Source organism: Nocardioides pelophilus, from assembly GCF_014180685.1.
GTDB classification, from domain to species: Bacteria; Actinomycetota; Actinomycetes; order Propionibacteriales; family Nocardioidaceae; genus Nocardioides; species Nocardioides pelophilus.
In genome coordinates, this window is sequence record NZ_JACEHF010000095.1 from 1 (window position 1) to 16,241 (window position 16,241).

A 16,241-nucleotide genomic window follows, 5' to 3' on the forward strand; every position below is an offset into this window, starting at 1 on the left:
GATGACGTTGACGTCGGCATCGGTCCCGTGGGCGATCATCGAGAGCAGGGTCGACTTCCCGACGCCGGAGCCGGCCATGATGCCGACCCGCTGACCGTGACCGCAGGACACCAGCGCGTCGAGGGCGCGGACGCCGAGACCGAGCTGTTCGGTGATCCGCGGTCGAGACAGGGCCGGTGGTGCGCCGATGTCCACCGGTACGGCGTGCAGGTGGTCGATCGCTGCGCCGCCGTCGATGGGGCGGCCGAGACCGTCCAGGACCCGGCCGAGCAGCGCGTCGCCGACCCGCACCTTGAGGGCGCCGCCGGTCGGACGCACCAGGTCGCCGACCCGCGCACCGGTGGTCACGCCGAGCGGGAGGCAGACCATGCCGTCGGTCCGCAGGGCGGCCACCTCGGCCAGCAGCGGACCGCCGGCCGTCGTCACGGCGACCAGGTCGCCGACGGCGGCGGGGAGCCCGCGCACCAGCAGGTGGAGCCCGACCAGCTCGGTGACGGTGCCGAGGGTGACCGGACGGGCAGCGGCGAGGGCGCGGTCGACGGTGGTGGCGGTGATGGTCACGGGCGCTCGTCCTCCGGCGCGAACAGGGCCTCGCGCACCCGGGCCCGGGCCTCGTCGATGCGCAGGTCGACCACGGCCCCGTCCCACTCGACGAGGGCGTCGGCCGGGTCGAGGGCGGCGTCCGCCACGACGTCCAGGCCGCGCTCGACCAGGTCCCGCACCTCGGGGGACCGGGCGACGTCCGGGTGCAGCCGCACGCGCGCGAGCGCGCTGACGGGCAACACGTCCACCACGCGCCGTACGACGTCGGAGCTGTCGGCCGCAGCGACCTCGCGGCCCAGGATCTCCTCGGTGATCGCCCACGCGAGGGCGGTCGCCTGCTCCTCGATCGTCCGGGCGAGCTCGCTCAGGTGCGACCGCACCTCGTCGGCCGCCTGTCCCAGCGCCGCGACGGCGGCGCGGTGCTCGGCGTCGCGCCGTGCCTCCGCCGCGGTGTGCTCGACCGCCCGCAGCCGCGCCGCCTCGGCCGCAGCCGCGGCGGCGGCGCGGGTGCCCTGCGCCCAGCCGACGGAGTAGCCCTCCGCCGTGGCCGCGGCCCGCACCCGGTCCGCGACGTCGCCGAGCACGCTCTCGGTCACCTGGTCGCCGAGGACCGACACGTCGCCGAGCCGGGTCCACTGACCGCTGCGCAGCTCGGGGGTCGACAGCCCGGCGACCGGGCCGGCCTCGTCGGCGGTCATGACCACGGCGCGCTCGCGCCGGCGGTCAGACGACGAACTCGTCATCGTTGCCCCTGTTGACCATGATCACGCCCTGCTCCTCGAGCTGGCGGATCGTGCGGATGACCGACTGCTGTGCTTCCTCGACCTGGGCGAGCCGCACCGGTCCGAGCAGGTCGACCTCCTCGAGGAGGTTCTCTGCCGCGCGCTCGGAGAGGTTCTGGGTGATCTTGACCCGGACCTGCTCGCTGACGCCCTTGATGGCCAGGGCGAGCTCGGCGGTGTCGACCTGGCGCAGCACCTGCTGCACCGACCGGTCGTCGAGGTTGATGATGTCCTCGAACATGAACATCCGGCTCTTGACCTCGTCGGCGAGCGCCGCGTCCAACCCCTCGAGGCCCTCGACGATCTGACGCTCGGTGGGACGGTCGGACCGGTTGATGATGTTCACCAACGGGTCGACGCCGCCGACCCGTGAGACCTCGGACGGCTGCAGCATCGAGGAGAGCTTGCGCTCGAGGATGCCCTCGACCAGACGGATGATGTCGGGGCTGGTGCGGTCCATGACCGCGATCCGGTGCGCCACGATGGCCTGCTGGTGGGCCGGCAGGCCGCTGAGGAGCAGCGACGCCTTGTCGGCGGTCATGTGCGCGAGGACGAGCGCGATCACCTGCGGGTGCTCGTCGGCGATGAAGCTGCGCAGCTGCGCAGGATCGGCGCGGTGCAGGAACTGGAACGGCAGCTGGACCGCGGCCGCGTGGAGCCGCTCCATGATCTCGGCGGCCCGCTCGGAGCCGAGCGACTGCTCGAGCAGCTGCTTGGCGAACCCGAACCCGCCCTGGGTGACGTGGGCGTGCGCGGTGGCGAGGTCGCGGAACTCGGCGAGGACGGCCTCGGTCTCTGCCGAGGTCACCGTGTCGAGGCGGGCGATCTCGGCCGAGATCGCCTCGACGTCGGCCTCCGAGAGGTGCCCGAACACGTCGGCTGCCCGGTCCTTGCCGAGCTGCAGCAGCAGGATCGCTGCCTTGCGGACGCCGACGTTCGAGACCGTCATGCTGGTCCGGCTCATCGGGGCTCCACCAGCCAGCCGCGGAGCAGCGCGGCGACGTCCTCGGGCTGCTTCTCGACCAAGGCCTGCAGCTCGTCCTGGAGCGCGCTGGCGCTGTCCTCGTCAGCCGCCTCGAGAACGGCGACCGCGGGTGCCCGCTCCACGGCGGTGGTGCGGGCCGCGGCGTCGGCGCGCAGCTGCTCGACGACGTACGTCGTGGCCTTCTCGCGCTTCTTGTTGCGGCGGTGTGCCTGGAACCAGGCGAGCAGCAGGAGCAGCGCGATGCCGAGGCTCAGGCCCACCGCGAGCAGGATGTCGTTGCGTGCCTTGCGGGCGTCCGCGGCCTCCGCCGCGGCGAGCTCCGCCGCGGCCGCCTCCTCGGCGGACCGGTCGAACGCCATCTTGGTGACCTCGATCGTGTCGCCCCGGTTCGGCCGGATGCCGACGGCAGCGGAGATCAGCTCCTGGACGAGGTCCTCCTCGATGGCCGCCGAGGCGGCGGTGTCGAGGACGACGCCGATGTGGACGCTCTCGACCTCGCCGGGCGCCGCCTCGCGGTGCTCGACGACCTCGCCGACCGGGTTGTCGCGGGTCACCTGGGAGTTCTCGTACGCCGCGTCGCCCGCGTCGCCGGGGGCGGCCGGGTCCATCTGGCCGTCGGGCCCGACGATGCCGCCGTTGGCTCCGTTCGCCCCTCCGGGGGCGCCGTTGTAGGTCTCGGTGCTGGTGGACTCGGAGATCGGCGGGGTGTTGCGCTCGGGCGCCTGGTAGGTCCGGCTGTCGGTGATCGCGGTGTCGAAGTTGAGGTCGGCCGTGACGTTCGCGGTCGAGTTGCCGGGCCCGACCACCCGGTCGAGCACGGCCTGGATCTCGGAGCGCAGGCCGTCCTGGTACTCGCGGACCAGGGTCGCCTGGGTGTTCGCGGCACCCACGCCGCTCTCGGAGTCCGGGTTGGTCAGCACGGCGCCGGTCGCGTCCGCGACGGTGACCTTCTTCGGGTCGAGCCCCTCGATGCTGGACGCGACCAGGTGCACGATTGCCTGCACCTGCTCGGGGGCCAGCGTGCTGCCCTGGGCGGTGTCGACGAGGACCGACGCAGTCGGGTCGGTCTTGTCGTCGCTGAACACCTCCTTCTCGGGGATCGACAGGTGGACGACGGAGTTCTCGACACCGTCGATCGCCTCGATGGTGTTGGCCAGCTCGCCTTCCATCGCCCGCTTGAAGTCGGTCTGCTCCTTGAACTCCGAGGTCGAGAGGTCGGAGTCGTCGAGGAGGTTGTAGCCGGTGTCGCTGCTCGCCGGGAGACCCTGGCCGGAGAGGGCGATCCGCGTGGAGTAGACGTCGGACCGCGGCACCATCACGGTCGACCCGCCGTCCGAGATCTCGTAGGGGATGCCCTGCGCCTCGAGCTCGTCGACGACGGCGCTCGCGTCCGCGCCGGAGAGGTCGGTGTAGAGGGGTGCGTAGCTGGGGGTCGAGACCCACCGGACCACGAGGAAGGCACCCACCAGCAGGGCGGCGGTCCCGACGAGCACGGCCATCCGCTGGCCGACGGTGAGGGCCAGGAAGACCTGGCGGGCGCGGGCGACTACCCGGTTCATGTTCGTTCGCATCGTCGATCAGCCCGCTCAGACCTGCATGTGCATGATCTCGGTGAACGCCTCGACGGCCTTGTTGCGCACGGCGACGGTCAGCTGCGTCGCGACCGCGGCCTCGCTGGCGGCGATCGTGTAGTCGTGGATGTTCTCCAGGTTGCCGGTCGCGGCCTGGACGGCGAGGCCGTCGGCGCGGTCGGTGAGACCCTCGAGCCGGTCCAGCCCGTCGAGCACGAGCGAGCCGAACTCGTCGCTGCCGGCGGTCGGCGCGACCGACGGGGTGAGCGTCGCGCGGTCGACGCCCTCGGGGCCGGTGGGGCCGGCCACCGGGAAGGTGGCCATCTGGAAGGACGACCCGAGACCCTGGATCGGCATCGTGCTCATCACTTCGCCCCGATCTGGAGCGCGGCGCCGTAGCTGTCCTGCGCGGTCTTGGTGACCTGGACCGCGGCCTGGAAGCCGCGCTGGGCCATGATCAGCTGGCTCATCTGGCTGGACATGTCCATCTCTGGGGCGCGCACGTATCCGTCCTCGTCGGCGAGCGGGTGGTCCGGGGCCAGCACCAGGCGGCCCTCGGGGTCGGAGCCGGCGAAGCCGGAGACGTCGACGCCACCGTCGGCCCGCGCCTCGAAGACGACGTACGTCGCCTGGAACGCGTCCTCGTCGGTCGACGTGATGGTGTTGGAGTTCGCGATGTTGCCGCCGAGCGCGTCGAGCCAGGTCTGGTGGGCGCCGAGCGCGGTGTTGGCGATCCGCAGCATCTCGAACGCGCCGCTCATCGCACACCTGCCGCGGTGCTCACCAGGCTGTGCCGCTCGCTGATGGCGCGGGCGACGACCTGGTACTGGTACTGCGACTGGATCGCGGCGATCGACTCCTTGCGCAGGTCGACGTTGTTGTCGTTCGCGCCGACCGGCGTCTCGGTGGGCTGGACGTCGACCGAGAGCGGGGACGACGCCGACACCTCGCCCTGGTCGATCGCGGCACGCAGGGAGGTCTCGAAGTCGACGCTCGAGGCCCGGAAGTGCGGGGTGTCGACGTTGGCGATGTTGTCTGCGGTGACGCGCTGACGAACCGAGAGCCCGTTCATAGCGGCGTGCAGAGCGAAGCCGACCGGATCAGAGCCGGACAGGATCACGACTGACCTCCGTGCAACTGCCGCGCCTGGGGGACGCGGAAGACGAAGCCAATCCGTCGGCTGTGGTGAGCGATCCTTGCTCGCCGGGTCGATCGGCGCCGGCGGCCGGGACCTGAGTGATCCGCCGGCGGGATACTTGAAATTGGGACGATGGTCCCTGGGGGAGCAGGGACGGGGCGTCAGACCAGTACGACGCTCAGGGACCCCGCGCCGTATCCAGCGACCTCCACGCGGAGGTCCTCCCGACGGCCGAGGGTCAGGGTCTGGATCCGGACCATGGGGTCGAGCGGGGGACCCGCCGGGTGGAGCTGGTGCAGCTTCAGGTGCTCGGCTCCCTCGACGTTGAACGTCGACGCCGCGATGTTGAGAACCTCGTAGAGGTTCTCCGCGAGCACGTCGCTCAGCTTGCCGTCGGCGATGGCCTCCTCGGCCGCGGTGGGCGGGACGAGCGCGATCGCGGCGCCCGCGTGGGCCGAGAACGCCAGGTCGCAGGCGATCAGCGCGCGGATCCGCAGGCTGTCGTCGACGTACACGGCGACCGAGGCCGGTGTGTCGGGACCGGGTGCGAACGGCGGGGCGGGGGAGAGGGTGGCGTCGCGTCCGAGCAGGTCGACCAGGAGGTCGCGCAGCTGCTTGGGCTGGGGCAGGTGGACGGTCACGGCGTACGCCTCACAGCACGGTGCGGAGGGCCTCGTCGAAGGCCTCCGGGGTGAACGGCTTGGCGATGAGGAAGGCAGCGCCGGCGGCCTCCGCACGCTTGCGCATGTCCTCGGAGCCCTCGGAGGTCACGAACCCGAAGGGGACCTGGGACCCCGCCGCGCGGAGCGCGGACAGGCAGTCGATCCCCGACATCTCCGGCATGTTCCAGTCCGAGAGCACCAGGTCCGGTGCCTCGCTCTGGACCAGGTCGAAGGCGACCTTGCCGTTCTCGGCCTCCACCAGCTCGTGCCCGCCGTGACCGGCCTGGCGCAGTGTGCGGATGACGATCTGCCGCATGACCCGGCTGTCGTCGGCGATGAGGATCTTCATGACGGGCTCCCTGGGCAGTGGACGGTGACGCGGACCGGCTCGCCGGTCCAGAGCAGGTCGAGACGTGCGACCTCGTGCGCGTCGGAGGCGAAGACGGCTCTCCCTGCGGCGACCGCGGGGAGGGACAGCGTGCTCGGACCGGGCATGAGGCTCTTGACGTTGCCGCCGATCATGTTGACGAGCTCGCCGACCGCGTCGGCCACGTCGTCGTCGGCGAGGTCGGCGGTGCTGTCGAGGTCGAGCATGACCCGGCTGATGGTCTGGGCGACCTGGTCGGCTAGCTCGACGGTCACGGCGCCGTGCCAGGCGCCGGTCACGGACACGGCGCCCGACCACACGGCCTGGTCGAGCGGCGTGCCGGCCGGGACGTGGCGCGGGCACAGCGGCTCCTCGGCGCCGACGAAGGTGGTCCACACCTCCTCGACGACGGCATGGAGGTCGGTGACCTCGGGGGCGAGGGCGGTCATGCGGTCGGCTCCTTCGTGAGCAGGCCGAGCATCTCCAGCTTGTCGGCGATGGCGTCAGGGGTGAACGGCTTGATGACGTACTCGTGGGCACCGGCGGCGAGGGCGCGCACGATCTGCTGCTGCTCGCTCTCGGTGGTGACCATCATCAGCGTGATCGAGCGCCACTCCGGGTTGTCCCGGACCCGCGTGAGGAACGTGTACCCGTCCATCACCGGCATGTTCCAGTCGATGAGGCAGAGGTCGGGCTCGAACCCGGAGTTGAGCACGTCGAGGGCCTGTTGGCCGTCTCCTGCTTCGGCGGCCTCGAAACCGAGGCCGGTGACGATGCGGCGCAGGATGCTCCGCATCACCCGGGAGTCGTCGATGATCAGCGCGCGCATGCTTCAGGCTCCTGTCAGTGAGATCGCAGGCACGACCGGCCGCTCCGCCAGGGCACTGGCGACCCGGTGCACCTGGACCCGGCCGATCTGCTCGCGCTGCCAGGCGGCGGCGAGCACGGGTGGGAGGTCGAGGGTGGTCTCCGACGAGCCGATCAGGAGGTAGCCCTCCGGCGCGACCATGGGCAGCATCCGGCGCAGGATGTCGTGCCGGGTCTCCTTGTCGAAGTAGATGAGGACGTTGCGGAGCAGCACGACGTCGAACGTGCCGAGGCCGAGGAACGGCGCGGCCAGGTTCTGGGCGCGCACCGTCACCATGTCGCGCAGGTGCTGCGCGATCTCCCACTCGTTGTGGACCCGCGTGAAGTACCGGACCAGCAGCGTCGCCGGCAGCCCGCGGTTCATCTCGACCTGGCTGTAGCGGCCGGCACGAACCCGGTCCAGCATCGTGGAGGAGATGTCGGTGGCGACGATCTCGGAGGTCCACCCGGGGGGCAGGTGCTGGTCGAGCAGCATCGCGATCGAGTATGCCTCCTGGCCGCTGGACGCGGCGGCGCTCCAGATCCGCAGGTGGCGGGTGGCGCTGCGGGCCTTGAGCAGCGCCGGAAGCATCGTGTCGGTGAACGCCTGGTACGGCGCGTGGTCGCGGAACCAGCTGGTCTCGTTGATCGTCAACGCGTCCATGGCCCGGCGTCGCTCGATCGGATCGGTCATGATCCGCTGCACGTAGTCCTCGAAGGAGCAGCCGGCCTTGTCCGCGAGCGGCTTCAGGCGCGCCTCGACGAGGTACTCCTTGCCAGGGTCGTAGATCATGCCGGTCTCCCGCCGGACGAGGGCGGAGACCGCCGCGAACGTCTCGGATGCGGTGGACATGCCCCCTCCATCGGGCCGCTCCGGCGGATCCTGAGCAAACCTCGGCTCGGGACGACTGTTGGCTCAGGACGACCGGCCGGCTGCCGATCCGACGTGGTGTGATCCGGGTCCTGGTGGTCGACGACAGTGCGGTCGTGCGCCGATTGGTGACGACCGCGCTCCGCGAGGCGGGCGACATCGAGGTCGCCGGAGTGGCGCGGGACGGGGTCGAGGCGATCGAGCAGGTCGCCGCCCTGGAGCCCGACGTCGTCGTCCTCGACATCGAGATGCCCCGGTTGGACGGTCTCGGAGCGGTGGTCGCGATCCGCGAGGACCACCCGCGGCTTCCGATCATCATGTTCTCGACCCTGACCGAGCGAGGCGCGGCGGCGACGCTCGAGGCGCTGTCCCGCGGCGCGTCGGACTACGTCACCAAGCCGTCGAACACGGTCGGCGGCGTGACGGCCGGGATCGAGGCCGTGCGCGAGCAGCTGGTGCCGAGGATCCGCGCCCTCGCCGGACGCCGACGCCTCGCGGCCGGTGGCGCAGCGGCCGCCTCGTCGACGGCCGCTCGCACCCCCGTCACCCCGCCCGTCGTACGACCTCCGCGGCGGGTGCCGCCCGCTCCGCCCGAGGTGCTGCTGATCGGGTCGTCGACCGGCGGCCCCGACGCACTGGCGCGGCTGCTGCCCGCGCTGCCGGGAGACCTGCGGGTGCCCGTGCTGATCGTCCAGCACATGCCGCCGGTGTTCACGGCGATGCTCGCCCAGCGTCTGGATCGTGAGTGCGCGCTGCGCGTCCGCGAGGCGGCCGACGGCGACCCGGTCCTGGCCGGCGAGGTGCTGATCGCCCCCGGCGACTTCCACCTCCAGGTGGTGAAGACCGCTGACGGCGTGCACGCCCGGCTCGACCAGGGTCCGCAGGAGAACTTCTGCCGCCCGGCCGTCGACGTGCTGTTCCGCAGTGCGCTCGGCGTGTACGGCGGCCGCGCGCTCGCCACCGTGCTGACCGGGATGGGCCAGGACGGGCTGGAGGGCTGCCGCGCGCTGGCTGCCGCGGGCGCCCGGGTCCTCGTCCAGGACGAGGCGAGCTCGGTCGTGTGGGGGATGCCCGGTGCGGTCGCCAACGCCGGCATCGCCGACGACACCCTGCCCCTGGACGACCTCCCCGGCCGGATCACGGCCGCGCTCCGGCCGGCCGCGGTGCCCGTCCGGCCCTGACCGGACCGCCCCCGCAACGTCGTACGTCGGTGGGGTTATCGGTGTTGGGGCGTCTGACGTCTTGGGCGATGTCATACGTCGGTGGGGCTGTCGGTGCTGGGGCGTATGACGTCCCGCGCACGTCATACGTCGGTGGGGCTATCGGTGCTGGGGCGTATAACGTCCCGCGCAACGTCGTACGTCCGTGGACCCATCGGTCTTGGGGCGTATGACGTCCCGCGCAACGTCGTACGTCGGTCGACCCATCGGTCTTGGGGCGTATGACGTCCCGCGCGACGTCATACGTCGGTCGACCCATGGAGCCCGGGGCGTATGACTTCTCGGGAACGTCATACGTCGGTGGACCCATCGGTCTTGGGGCGTATGACGTCCCGCGCACGTCATACGTCGGTGGACCCATCGCCGCTCGGGCGTATGACGTCCCGCGCACGTCATACGTCGGTGGACCCATCGCCACCCGGGCGTATGACGTCCCGCGCAACGTCGTACGTCCGTGGACCCATGGAGCCCGGGGCGTATGACGTCTCGGCGAAGCCCGCAGCGAGTGGTCGGCGTCAGGCCCGGACGTCGAGGTAGGCCGGGCGCTCCGGCGTGCCGGTCGCGGCGTGGACCAGGCCGGCCATGCGGGCCTGCTGGCGGTTGCCGGACAGCATCCCGGCGAGGACCGCGAGCACGACCTGCTGCCGTACGAGGAGGTCGCGGGCACGAGGGGCGAGCTCCTGGGGGAGCGGACCGAGATCGGCGGGGGGCACCCACGGCACGGGTTCCGGGACCGGGCTGCCGGCGTCGATCGCCTCCAGCCGGGCGGTCTCGCCCTCGAGCTCGTCGAGGGCCAGCGCCCATGCGGTCGCGCGGTCGGTCGTGGTGGCCGGCGTCGAGTCGGACATGTCAGACCGGCGCCGCCAGGGCGGCGGAGCGCCAGGTCTCGCACAGACCGGTCGCGATCGTCAGCGCCTGTCGGGTCATCTCGGGGTCGCGGTTCACGTTGGCCGCAACGAGCCGGGAGCGGAGGAACTCGTAGAGCATCACCAGCTCCTTCCCGGCGGTCATCTGCTCGGGCTTGAGACTGCTGACGAGCTCCACGACGATCTCCTGCGCGTGCAGCAGGTGGGTGTGCGCGTCCGTCCAGCTCTCGTCGGTCTGGGCCTGGAGCGCGCGCTCGACGTCGAGGACCAGCCGCTCGACCAGCATCACGAGCAGGCGAGCCGGGCTCGCGGTCGTGACCGAGTTGCCGAGGTAGGCGGTGCGGGCGTTGCTGAACGACATGAGGATCCTCCGTCAGTCGTTGTTCGTGGTCAGGGACGAGAGCTGGCTGGCGAGCCAGGTGGACTGGCTCTGCAGCTGACCCAGGGCGACCTCGAGGGCCGAGTACTGGCGCTCGAGGGTGGTGCGGCGCTGTTCGAGACGCAGGTCCCAGTCGGCGATGCTGTCGTTGAGGCGTTCGATGCCGTCGGTGCTGCTCGTGATGACCCGGGTGAGGGTGCCGGTGAACTTGTCGCTGACGAGCTCGGCCACGTCCTGGATCCGCTCGGCGAACCCGTCGGCAGCGGTGAAGGCGGCCGTCACCGCGTCCGGGTCGGCCTCGTAGGCGGCGGCGAACGCCGCCTCGTCGAACACCAGGCGGCCGGCGCGGTCGACCTCGATGCCGACCGAGGCGAGCGAGGTGCCGTCCGCCGGGTAGATGGTCCCGACCAGCTCGGAGGCGACCCGGCGGAGCAGGCTGTTGCCCGAGAGGAGGCCGGCCAGCTTGGGGTCGGGGTTGTGGGCGGTCTGGGTGGCGATCGTGCCGAGGATCCCGTTCAGCTCGTCGACCAGCTTCTTGACGGCGGCCGAGCGCGCGGTGGCGTCGCGGCTGACGGTGACCTCGGCGGTGCCGGTGGCGCCCGCGCCGAGGGTGATCGTCACGCCAGGGGTGACGTCGGTGAACGTGTTGGAGGTGGAGCCGACGGTGATGCCGCCGATCTCGATCTCGGCGTCACGCCCGGTCTGCACCGACGCCTCGCCGCCGAGGAGCGCTCCGCCGCCGGGGAGGGTCAGGGAGAAGTCCTGCGCGACTCCGGTCGCGGTCGACTCGACCATCAACCGGAACGAGCCGGTCCCGACCTGGACGAGCGTCGCGCGGAGCCCGGTCGCGTTGTCCGGGTCGTTGATCGCCGCTGCGACCTCCTGCAGGGTGCCGCCGCCGACCGACAGCGAGACGGCCGGGCTGCCGTCGAGGCGGTCCAGCTCGATGGTGGTCGCGCCGCCGGTGACGACGTCGGTCGCCGCGTGCGCGTCGGCGTAGGAGATCCGGTGGGTGAGCGCGGTGTGCCCGACGGTGACCGTGTACGTCGCCGGCGACGCCGAGCTCGACGCGGTCACGGTGACCGCGGAGTTCGAGGAGGTCGCCTTCAGGCTGTCCCATGCCGACGACGTGGTGCCGGTCGGGTGGGCGAGGGCGTCGGCGCTGGCCGCCAGTGCGGCAAGTCGGCTGTTGAGGCTCTGCAGCGCGGTGAGCTTGGACTGCTCGGTGGTGACCCGGGACTTGAGCTGGGTCTGGGGCAGCGCCTCGAGCTGGAGGAGCTGGCTGATGATGCTGGCGGTGTCGAGACCGCTGGCGAGGCCGCCGATGCTTGCTGTGGCCACGGTGTCTCCTTCTCGGACTGATGCGCGAGAAGCCGGTGGAACGTGAGGCTCCACCGGCTCCTCGCGGTGCCGCATCAGGGTGGTGACGCGGTTGATCAGCTGGGCTGATCAGGCGGTTCAGCCGCGCAGGAGCTGAAGCACGCTCTGCGGGGCCGAGTTCGCCTGGGCCAGCATCGCGGTGCCGGCCTGCGACAGGATCTGAGAGCGGGTGAACGCCATCATCTCCGAGGCCATGTCGGTGTCGCGGATCCGCGACTCCGACGCCGAGAGGTTCTCGATCGCCACGTTCACGTTGGCGATCGTGTGCTCCAGCCGGTTCTGGTAGGCACCGAGCGTCGCGCGAGCGGTGGAGACCGTGGCGATCTCGGCGTCCAGCGCCGTGATGGTCGTCTGCGACGCGGCGTGGGTGCTCACGTCGAACGCCGCAGCGGCAGTACCGACAGCCAGTACGTCGACCGTGGTGAGGTCGACGGTGATGACCGAGTTGGCGTCACCGTCGGCACCGACCTGGAAGTTCAGCGTCGCCGAGCCGTCGAGCAGCGCGGTGCCGTTGAAGTTGGTCGCGTTGCCGATCCGCGTCAGCTCCGAGGCCAGCTGGTCGGCCTCGGTCTGGATGTTCGCACGAGCAGCGGCGTTGTTGCTGTCGTTGGCGCCCTGGACGGCCAGGTCACGCATCCGCTGGAGGATCGCGTGGACCTCGGTGAGCGCGCCCTCCGTGGTCTGGACGACCGAGATGCCGTCCTGCGCGTTGCGGACCGCGACCTTGAGACCACCGACCTGCGAGCGCAGGCCCTCGGAGATCGCGAGGCCGGCGGCGTCGTCTGCGGCCCGGTTGATCCGGTAGCCACTCGAGAGCTTCTCCATCGACTTGCTCATCCGGTCCTGTGTCACGGACAGGTTGCGGTACGCGTTGAGAGCGTCGATGTTCTGGTTGATGCGAAGACCCATGATGATTTCCCTCCTGGAACTAAAGGTCTGCTACTAGATGTGGGTCGCCCTTCCGTGGGCCTCCCGCGGTGTCCATCGGTGGCAGTGGGCCTCCACCTGAGAGAAAGCCGCAAGAATTTTCGGACCGCGGTGGGGCGATGGCGCGGGGGGCCGCGTCGGTCAGCCGACCGCGTCGATCCGGTTCGGCGCGGCCTGACGCGGACGACGCAGACCCTCCGCGTGGCGGGCCGCGACGGCCGCGAAGTAGGCCTCGCGACGACGGTTGGCACAGCCCCCCGGCTTGCCCGCGTCGGACACCATCGACGGCTCGAGAGCGTGGTTGAGAGCGTCGCGCAGCAGGCGCAGCGCCTCGGCGCGCATCTGGGAGACCCGCGAGTCCGTGACCCCGAGGTCGGCCGCGATGTCGGCCATCGGGCGCTCGGCGAAGAAGTAGTCCTCGACCACGATGCGGAGCCGCTCGGGCAGCTCCTTGATCGCCTCGACCAGGTAGGTGAGCTGCTCCTTGTGCTCGACCATCGCCTCGGGCGACGGGGCTCGCGCGGGCAGCAGCTCGTCGAGCGACGTGGTCGTGCTGGCCTGGAGCGACAGCACCTGGGCCCGGGCGATGTCGTCCTCGTTGGCCTTCAGCTCCTGCTCCGACATGCCGGCCGCGGAGGCGACCTCGGCTGCGGTCGGGTTCCTTCCCAGCATGCCGGCCAGCCGGCTCCTGGTGTCGTCGAGGTCCCTGGCGCGGCGGCGGACCGAGCGGGACGCCCAGTCGATCGCGCGCAACCCGTCGAGGACGGCGCCCCGGATGCGGGTCGCGGCGTACCTCTCGAACGGCACACCGCGTGACTCGTCGTACGCCTGCGCGGCCTGGACGAGCGCGGTGAGGCCGGCGGACACGAGGTCGTCGCGGCTGACGTGCGACGGGACGCGGCTCATGGTCTCGCGAACGATGTGTCCGACCAGAGGCATGTGCCCGATGATGCGCTGTTCGGTGTCGTTGCCCTGGGGGTCTGCAGGAGATTCGATCACCCCTCAAGGGTCCGAGCGCGGAGGGTTGCAGGTGACCAGAACGGCCCCGAACGGGCCCTCGTGCCCGGCCAATACAGGACCGCCTGGGACCCGGTCCCGGGTCACCTAGTCACTCCCCGATGGCCGATCGGAGGATCCTTTCTGCGATCCGACGACAATTCGGCTCAGATGGCCCGGCGAGCGGGCGATGAGTTCCCACGTAACCCATTTCGGGATGTGTCGGGAAGGACTGTCGTGGAGAAGCTGTCGCTGATCCTGTGGCGGGAGCGCGAGCTGTTGGAGCTCCTGTCCTACAAGCTCGAGGTCGAACGCCTCGTGCTCGCGAGCGGGCGCACCCGGTGGCTCGTCAACGCCACCCGCGAGATCGAGGACGTGCTCGCCACCATCCGGGAGACCGAGGTGCTCCGCGCGCTCGCCGCCGACGAGGCCGCCGCCGAGCTCGGTCTCACCCCCGACCCGTCGCTGGCAGCGCTCGCCGCCGCCGCGCCGGACCCGTGGGGGACCCTGCTGCTCGAGCACCGCGACGCGTTCGTCGTCGCCGCCCGCGAGATCGCCCAGCTCTCGGAGGACAACCAAGGCCTGCTCACGGCCGGCTACCGCTCCGCCCGGGCAACCCTGCTCGGCATCGTCGGCAACGGCCCGGAGGGCTACACGCAGGACGGCGCCGCCGTCGTCGGCGCGGCCCGCTCCGGGCTGGTCGACAGGGCCCTCTGATGGTCGGGTCGTTCGGCAGCGTCAACACCGCGCTGTCCGCGCTGCGCTACCAGCAGGTGGCGCTCGACATCGCGGGCAACAACATCGCCAACGCGGCCACCGACGGCTACGTACGGCGCAGCCTCGTCGGCGTCTCGGTCGAGGCGACCCAGGCTGCGCTCTGGTCCCGCTATGACGGGTACGGCGACGGCGTGGCGATCGGCGACGTACGCCGGATGGTCGACCCGCTCCTCGACTCCCGCGTCCGGCGCGAGCACGCCGGCCTCAGCTACCTGCTGACCGCGTCCACGGTTCTCCAGCGGCTCGACAACGGCATCGGCGAGCCAGGCTCGAACGGCGTCTCGGCCGCGTTGCTCTCGCTCCAGAGCGCCTGGCAGGACCTGGCGCTGAACCCCGGTGGCGACGCGGCCCGCCAGCAGGTGATCAGCCGGGCCGAGACCCTTGCCCAGTCGCTCCGGTCCCAGGTCACCAACGTGACGGGGGAAGAGGCAGACCAGCGACTGCGGATGGTCAACCTGGTCGGTGAGATCAACGCCGCCGCGACCGACCTGGCGACGCTCAACCGGCAGATCCTCGCGGCCGACGTCAACGGGAGCGACACCTCCACCCTGCGCGACCAGCGGGACGCCCTCGCGCTGCAGCTGTCCGAGATGACCGGGGCGGTCACCACCACGCGACCGGACGGAATGTTCGACGTGACGGTGAACGGTCAGAGCCTGGTCGACGGGCGGGCCGCCGGGACGCTCCTGATCGCCAGCGGGGTGACGCCCAGCGGTGACGCCGACGGGTCACCGATCACCTTCGAGATCGATCTCGGCGGCACCGTGACGGCACTCCCGACACCGACGTCCGGTGAGCTCGGCGCGGTCACCGACCTGCTGACCGACACGCTGCCGGCGTACCGCGCCGGCCTCGACCAGATCGCGCGCGACTTCGCCGATGCGATCAACGCGCAGCACGCGCTCGGCTTCGATCTCGCCGGCAACCCGGGTGGTGCCTTCTTCGACTACGACCCGACCAACCCGGCCGCCACGCTCAGCGTGCTGCTCACCGACACCGCTCAGGTCGCCGCTGCGGCGGTGCCCGGCGGCACCTTGGACGGCGGCAACGCCGACCTGCTCAGTGCGACCGGCACGGCCGGCGGCGACTACCAGCGGTTGGTCAACGCCTTCGGGTCGGAGGTGGCCGCCGTGGAGCGGCAGCGGGCCAACCAGGCAGCGCTGGCCGCGTCGGTGCACGGCGCGTGGGAGCAGCAGGCGGGGGTCAACCTCGACGAGGAGACCGTCAACCTGGTCACCGCGCAGCGGGCGTACGAGGCCGCGGCGCGGCTGATGACCGCGGTCGACGAGATGCTCGACACCCTGATCAACCGCACCGGACTCGTGGGAAGGTGATCGGCCGATGAACGGACGCGTCACGCAGCGGATGCTCACCCAGACCTCCGTCGACTACCTGCAGCTCGGGCTGGGGCGACTCGCCAAGGTGCAGGAGCAGCTCTCGACCGGCCGAGTCCTCAACCGACCGTCCGACAACCCGACCGACGTCACCGCCGCCATGCGGCTGCGGGGATCCATCGCGCAACAGGACCAGTACTCCCGCAACGCCGACGACGGGATCGGCTGGCTGTCCCAGATCGACTCCTCGCTCGGCGTGGTCACCGACGCCGTACGGCGCGCGCGGGACCTGGCGCTCCAGGGCGCCAACACCGGGGCGATGGGACCGGCCGCACGGGAGGCCCTCGCCACCGAGGTCGACGAGATCCGGGCCGGCCTGGTGGCCACCGCGAACGCGACCTACCTCGGTCGTCCGGTCTTCGGCGGCGTGACCGGCGGCCCGGATGCGTACGACCAGGGCGGGAACTACGTCGGCGTCCCCGGCACCGTCAACCGCCGCGTCGCGGACGGCGTCAACGTGCAGGTCGACGTCGACGGCCGCGACGTCTTCGGTGACGGTGCGAGCTCGGTCTTCGCCGAGCTGGACGCCCTCGCGAC

20 protein-coding genes and 1 pseudogene are annotated in these 16,241 nt (G+C 71.3%); 4 read left to right on the forward strand and 17 right to left on the reverse strand.

Annotated elements, in window-relative coordinates; all coding sequences use genetic code 11:
* The 12 genes and pseudogenes from H0488_RS24695 to H0488_RS14980 form a co-directional block, all read right to left on the reverse strand.
* Positions 1-561, reverse strand: a pseudogene (locus H0488_RS24695) (EscN/YscN/HrcN family type III secretion system ATPase); the annotation flags it as partial.
* Positions 558-1,286, reverse strand: a complete 729-nt coding sequence (locus tag H0488_RS14930; RefSeq protein WP_183100061.1) for a FliH/SctL family protein — start codon at positions 1,284-1,286, stop codon at positions 558-560. The pseudogene H0488_RS24695 and the gene H0488_RS14930, both read right to left, overlap by 4 nt.
* Entirely contained in the window at positions 1,267-2,289 is a 1,023-nt protein-coding gene (gene fliG, locus H0488_RS14935; protein ID WP_183100062.1) for a flagellar motor switch protein FliG, read from the reverse strand. Before fliG ends, H0488_RS14930 begins: the two co-directional genes overlap by 20 nt.
* Positions 2,286-3,869 carry a flagellar basal-body MS-ring/collar protein FliF gene (gene fliF, locus H0488_RS14940; RefSeq protein WP_246372184.1) on the reverse strand — a complete coding sequence of 528 codons (1,584 nt, stop codon included), beginning with the start codon at positions 3,867-3,869 and terminating at the stop codon, positions 2,286-2,288. Before fliF ends, fliG begins: the two co-directional genes overlap by 4 nt.
* 27 nt (positions 3,870-3,896) lie before the next feature.
* On the reverse strand, positions 3,897-4,247 hold the full coding sequence (fliE, locus tag H0488_RS14945; protein WP_183100064.1) for a flagellar hook-basal body complex protein FliE: 351 nt from the start codon (positions 4,245-4,247) through the stop codon (positions 3,897-3,899).
* Positions 4,247-4,642 (reverse strand): flagellar basal body rod protein FlgC, encoded by a 396-nt coding sequence (locus tag H0488_RS14950; RefSeq protein WP_183100065.1) that lies wholly within the window; start codon positions 4,640-4,642, stop codon positions 4,247-4,249. The genes fliE and H0488_RS14950 overlap by 1 nt, the downstream gene beginning before the upstream one ends.
* Positions 4,639-5,001, reverse strand: coding sequence for a flagellar basal body rod protein FlgB (gene flgB / locus H0488_RS14955; protein ID WP_312856356.1), 363 nt, complete (start codon positions 4,999-5,001; stop codon positions 4,639-4,641). Before flgB ends, H0488_RS14950 begins: the two co-directional genes overlap by 4 nt.
* 179 nt (positions 5,002-5,180) lie before the next feature.
* Positions 5,181-5,660 carry a hypothetical protein gene (locus H0488_RS14960; protein WP_183100066.1) on the reverse strand — a complete coding sequence of 160 codons (480 nt, stop codon included), beginning with the start codon at positions 5,658-5,660 and terminating at the stop codon, positions 5,181-5,183.
* 10 nt (positions 5,661-5,670) lie between these two features.
* The gene (locus H0488_RS14965) at positions 5,671-6,030 is read right to left on the reverse strand and encodes a response regulator (protein ID WP_183100067.1); all 360 of its coding nucleotides are present in this window, start codon (positions 6,028-6,030) and stop codon (positions 5,671-5,673) included.
* Entirely contained in the window at positions 6,027-6,497 is a 471-nt protein-coding gene (locus H0488_RS14970; protein WP_183100068.1) for a chemotaxis protein CheX, read from the reverse strand. Before H0488_RS14970 ends, H0488_RS14965 begins: the two co-directional genes overlap by 4 nt.
* A complete protein-coding gene (locus H0488_RS14975; RefSeq protein ID WP_183100069.1) occupies positions 6,494-6,877 on the reverse strand; it encodes a response regulator in 384 nt (127 codons plus the stop codon). The genes H0488_RS14970 and H0488_RS14975 overlap by 4 nt, the downstream gene beginning before the upstream one ends.
* Before the next feature lie 3 nt (positions 6,878-6,880).
* Entirely contained in the window at positions 6,881-7,747 is an 867-nt protein-coding gene (locus H0488_RS14980; protein ID WP_183100070.1) for a CheR family methyltransferase, read from the reverse strand.
* A 113-nt stretch (positions 7,748-7,860) separates the two neighbouring features.
* On the opposite strand from H0488_RS14980, the gene H0488_RS14985 reads away from it, so the two are divergent.
* Positions 7,861-8,946 (forward strand): protein-glutamate methylesterase/protein-glutamine glutaminase, encoded by a 1,086-nt coding sequence (locus H0488_RS14985; protein WP_312856359.1) that lies wholly within the window; start codon positions 7,861-7,863, stop codon positions 8,944-8,946.
* A 554-nt stretch (positions 8,947-9,500) separates the two neighbouring features.
* On the opposite strand, the gene H0488_RS14990 is transcribed toward H0488_RS14985, so the two are convergent.
* From H0488_RS14990 to H0488_RS15010, 5 genes are all read right to left on the reverse strand, one after another.
* Positions 9,501-9,833 (reverse strand): hypothetical protein, encoded by a 333-nt coding sequence (locus H0488_RS14990; protein ID WP_183100072.1) that lies wholly within the window; start codon positions 9,831-9,833, stop codon positions 9,501-9,503.
* 1 nt (position 9,834) lies between these two features.
* Entirely contained in the window at positions 9,835-10,212 is a 378-nt protein-coding gene (fliS, locus tag H0488_RS14995; RefSeq protein ID WP_183100073.1) for a flagellar export chaperone FliS, read from the reverse strand.
* A gap of 12 nt (positions 10,213-10,224) precedes the next feature.
* Positions 10,225-11,571, reverse strand: coding sequence for a flagellar filament capping protein FliD (gene fliD / locus H0488_RS15000; protein ID WP_183100074.1), 1,347 nt, complete (start codon positions 11,569-11,571; stop codon positions 10,225-10,227).
* A gap of 117 nt (positions 11,572-11,688) precedes the next feature.
* Complete coding sequence (locus H0488_RS15005; protein WP_183100075.1) at positions 11,689-12,519, reverse strand: flagellin N-terminal helical domain-containing protein; 831 nt, start codon at positions 12,517-12,519, stop codon at positions 11,689-11,691.
* 159 nt (positions 12,520-12,678) lie between these two features.
* Positions 12,679-13,536 carry a sigma-70 family RNA polymerase sigma factor gene (locus tag H0488_RS15010; RefSeq protein WP_312856357.1) on the reverse strand — a complete coding sequence of 286 codons (858 nt, stop codon included), beginning with the start codon at positions 13,534-13,536 and terminating at the stop codon, positions 12,679-12,681.
* Positions 13,537-13,770: 234 nt separating this feature from the next.
* On the opposite strand from H0488_RS15010, the gene flgN reads away from it, so the two are divergent.
* The 3 genes from flgN to flgL all read left to right on the forward strand — a co-directional run.
* The gene (gene flgN, locus H0488_RS15015) at positions 13,771-14,250 is read left to right on the forward strand and encodes a flagellar export chaperone FlgN (protein ID WP_312856358.1); all 480 of its coding nucleotides are present in this window, start codon (positions 13,771-13,773) and stop codon (positions 14,248-14,250) included.
* Entirely contained in the window at positions 14,250-15,644 is a 1,395-nt protein-coding gene (gene flgK, locus H0488_RS15020; protein ID WP_183100077.1) for a flagellar hook-associated protein FlgK, read from the forward strand. Before flgN ends, flgK begins: the two co-directional genes overlap by 1 nt.
* 7 nt (positions 15,645-15,651) lie before the next feature.
* The coding region (gene flgL / locus H0488_RS15025; protein ID WP_183100078.1) for a flagellar hook-associated protein FlgL at positions 15,652-16,241 on the forward strand (590 nt) is incomplete at its 3' end.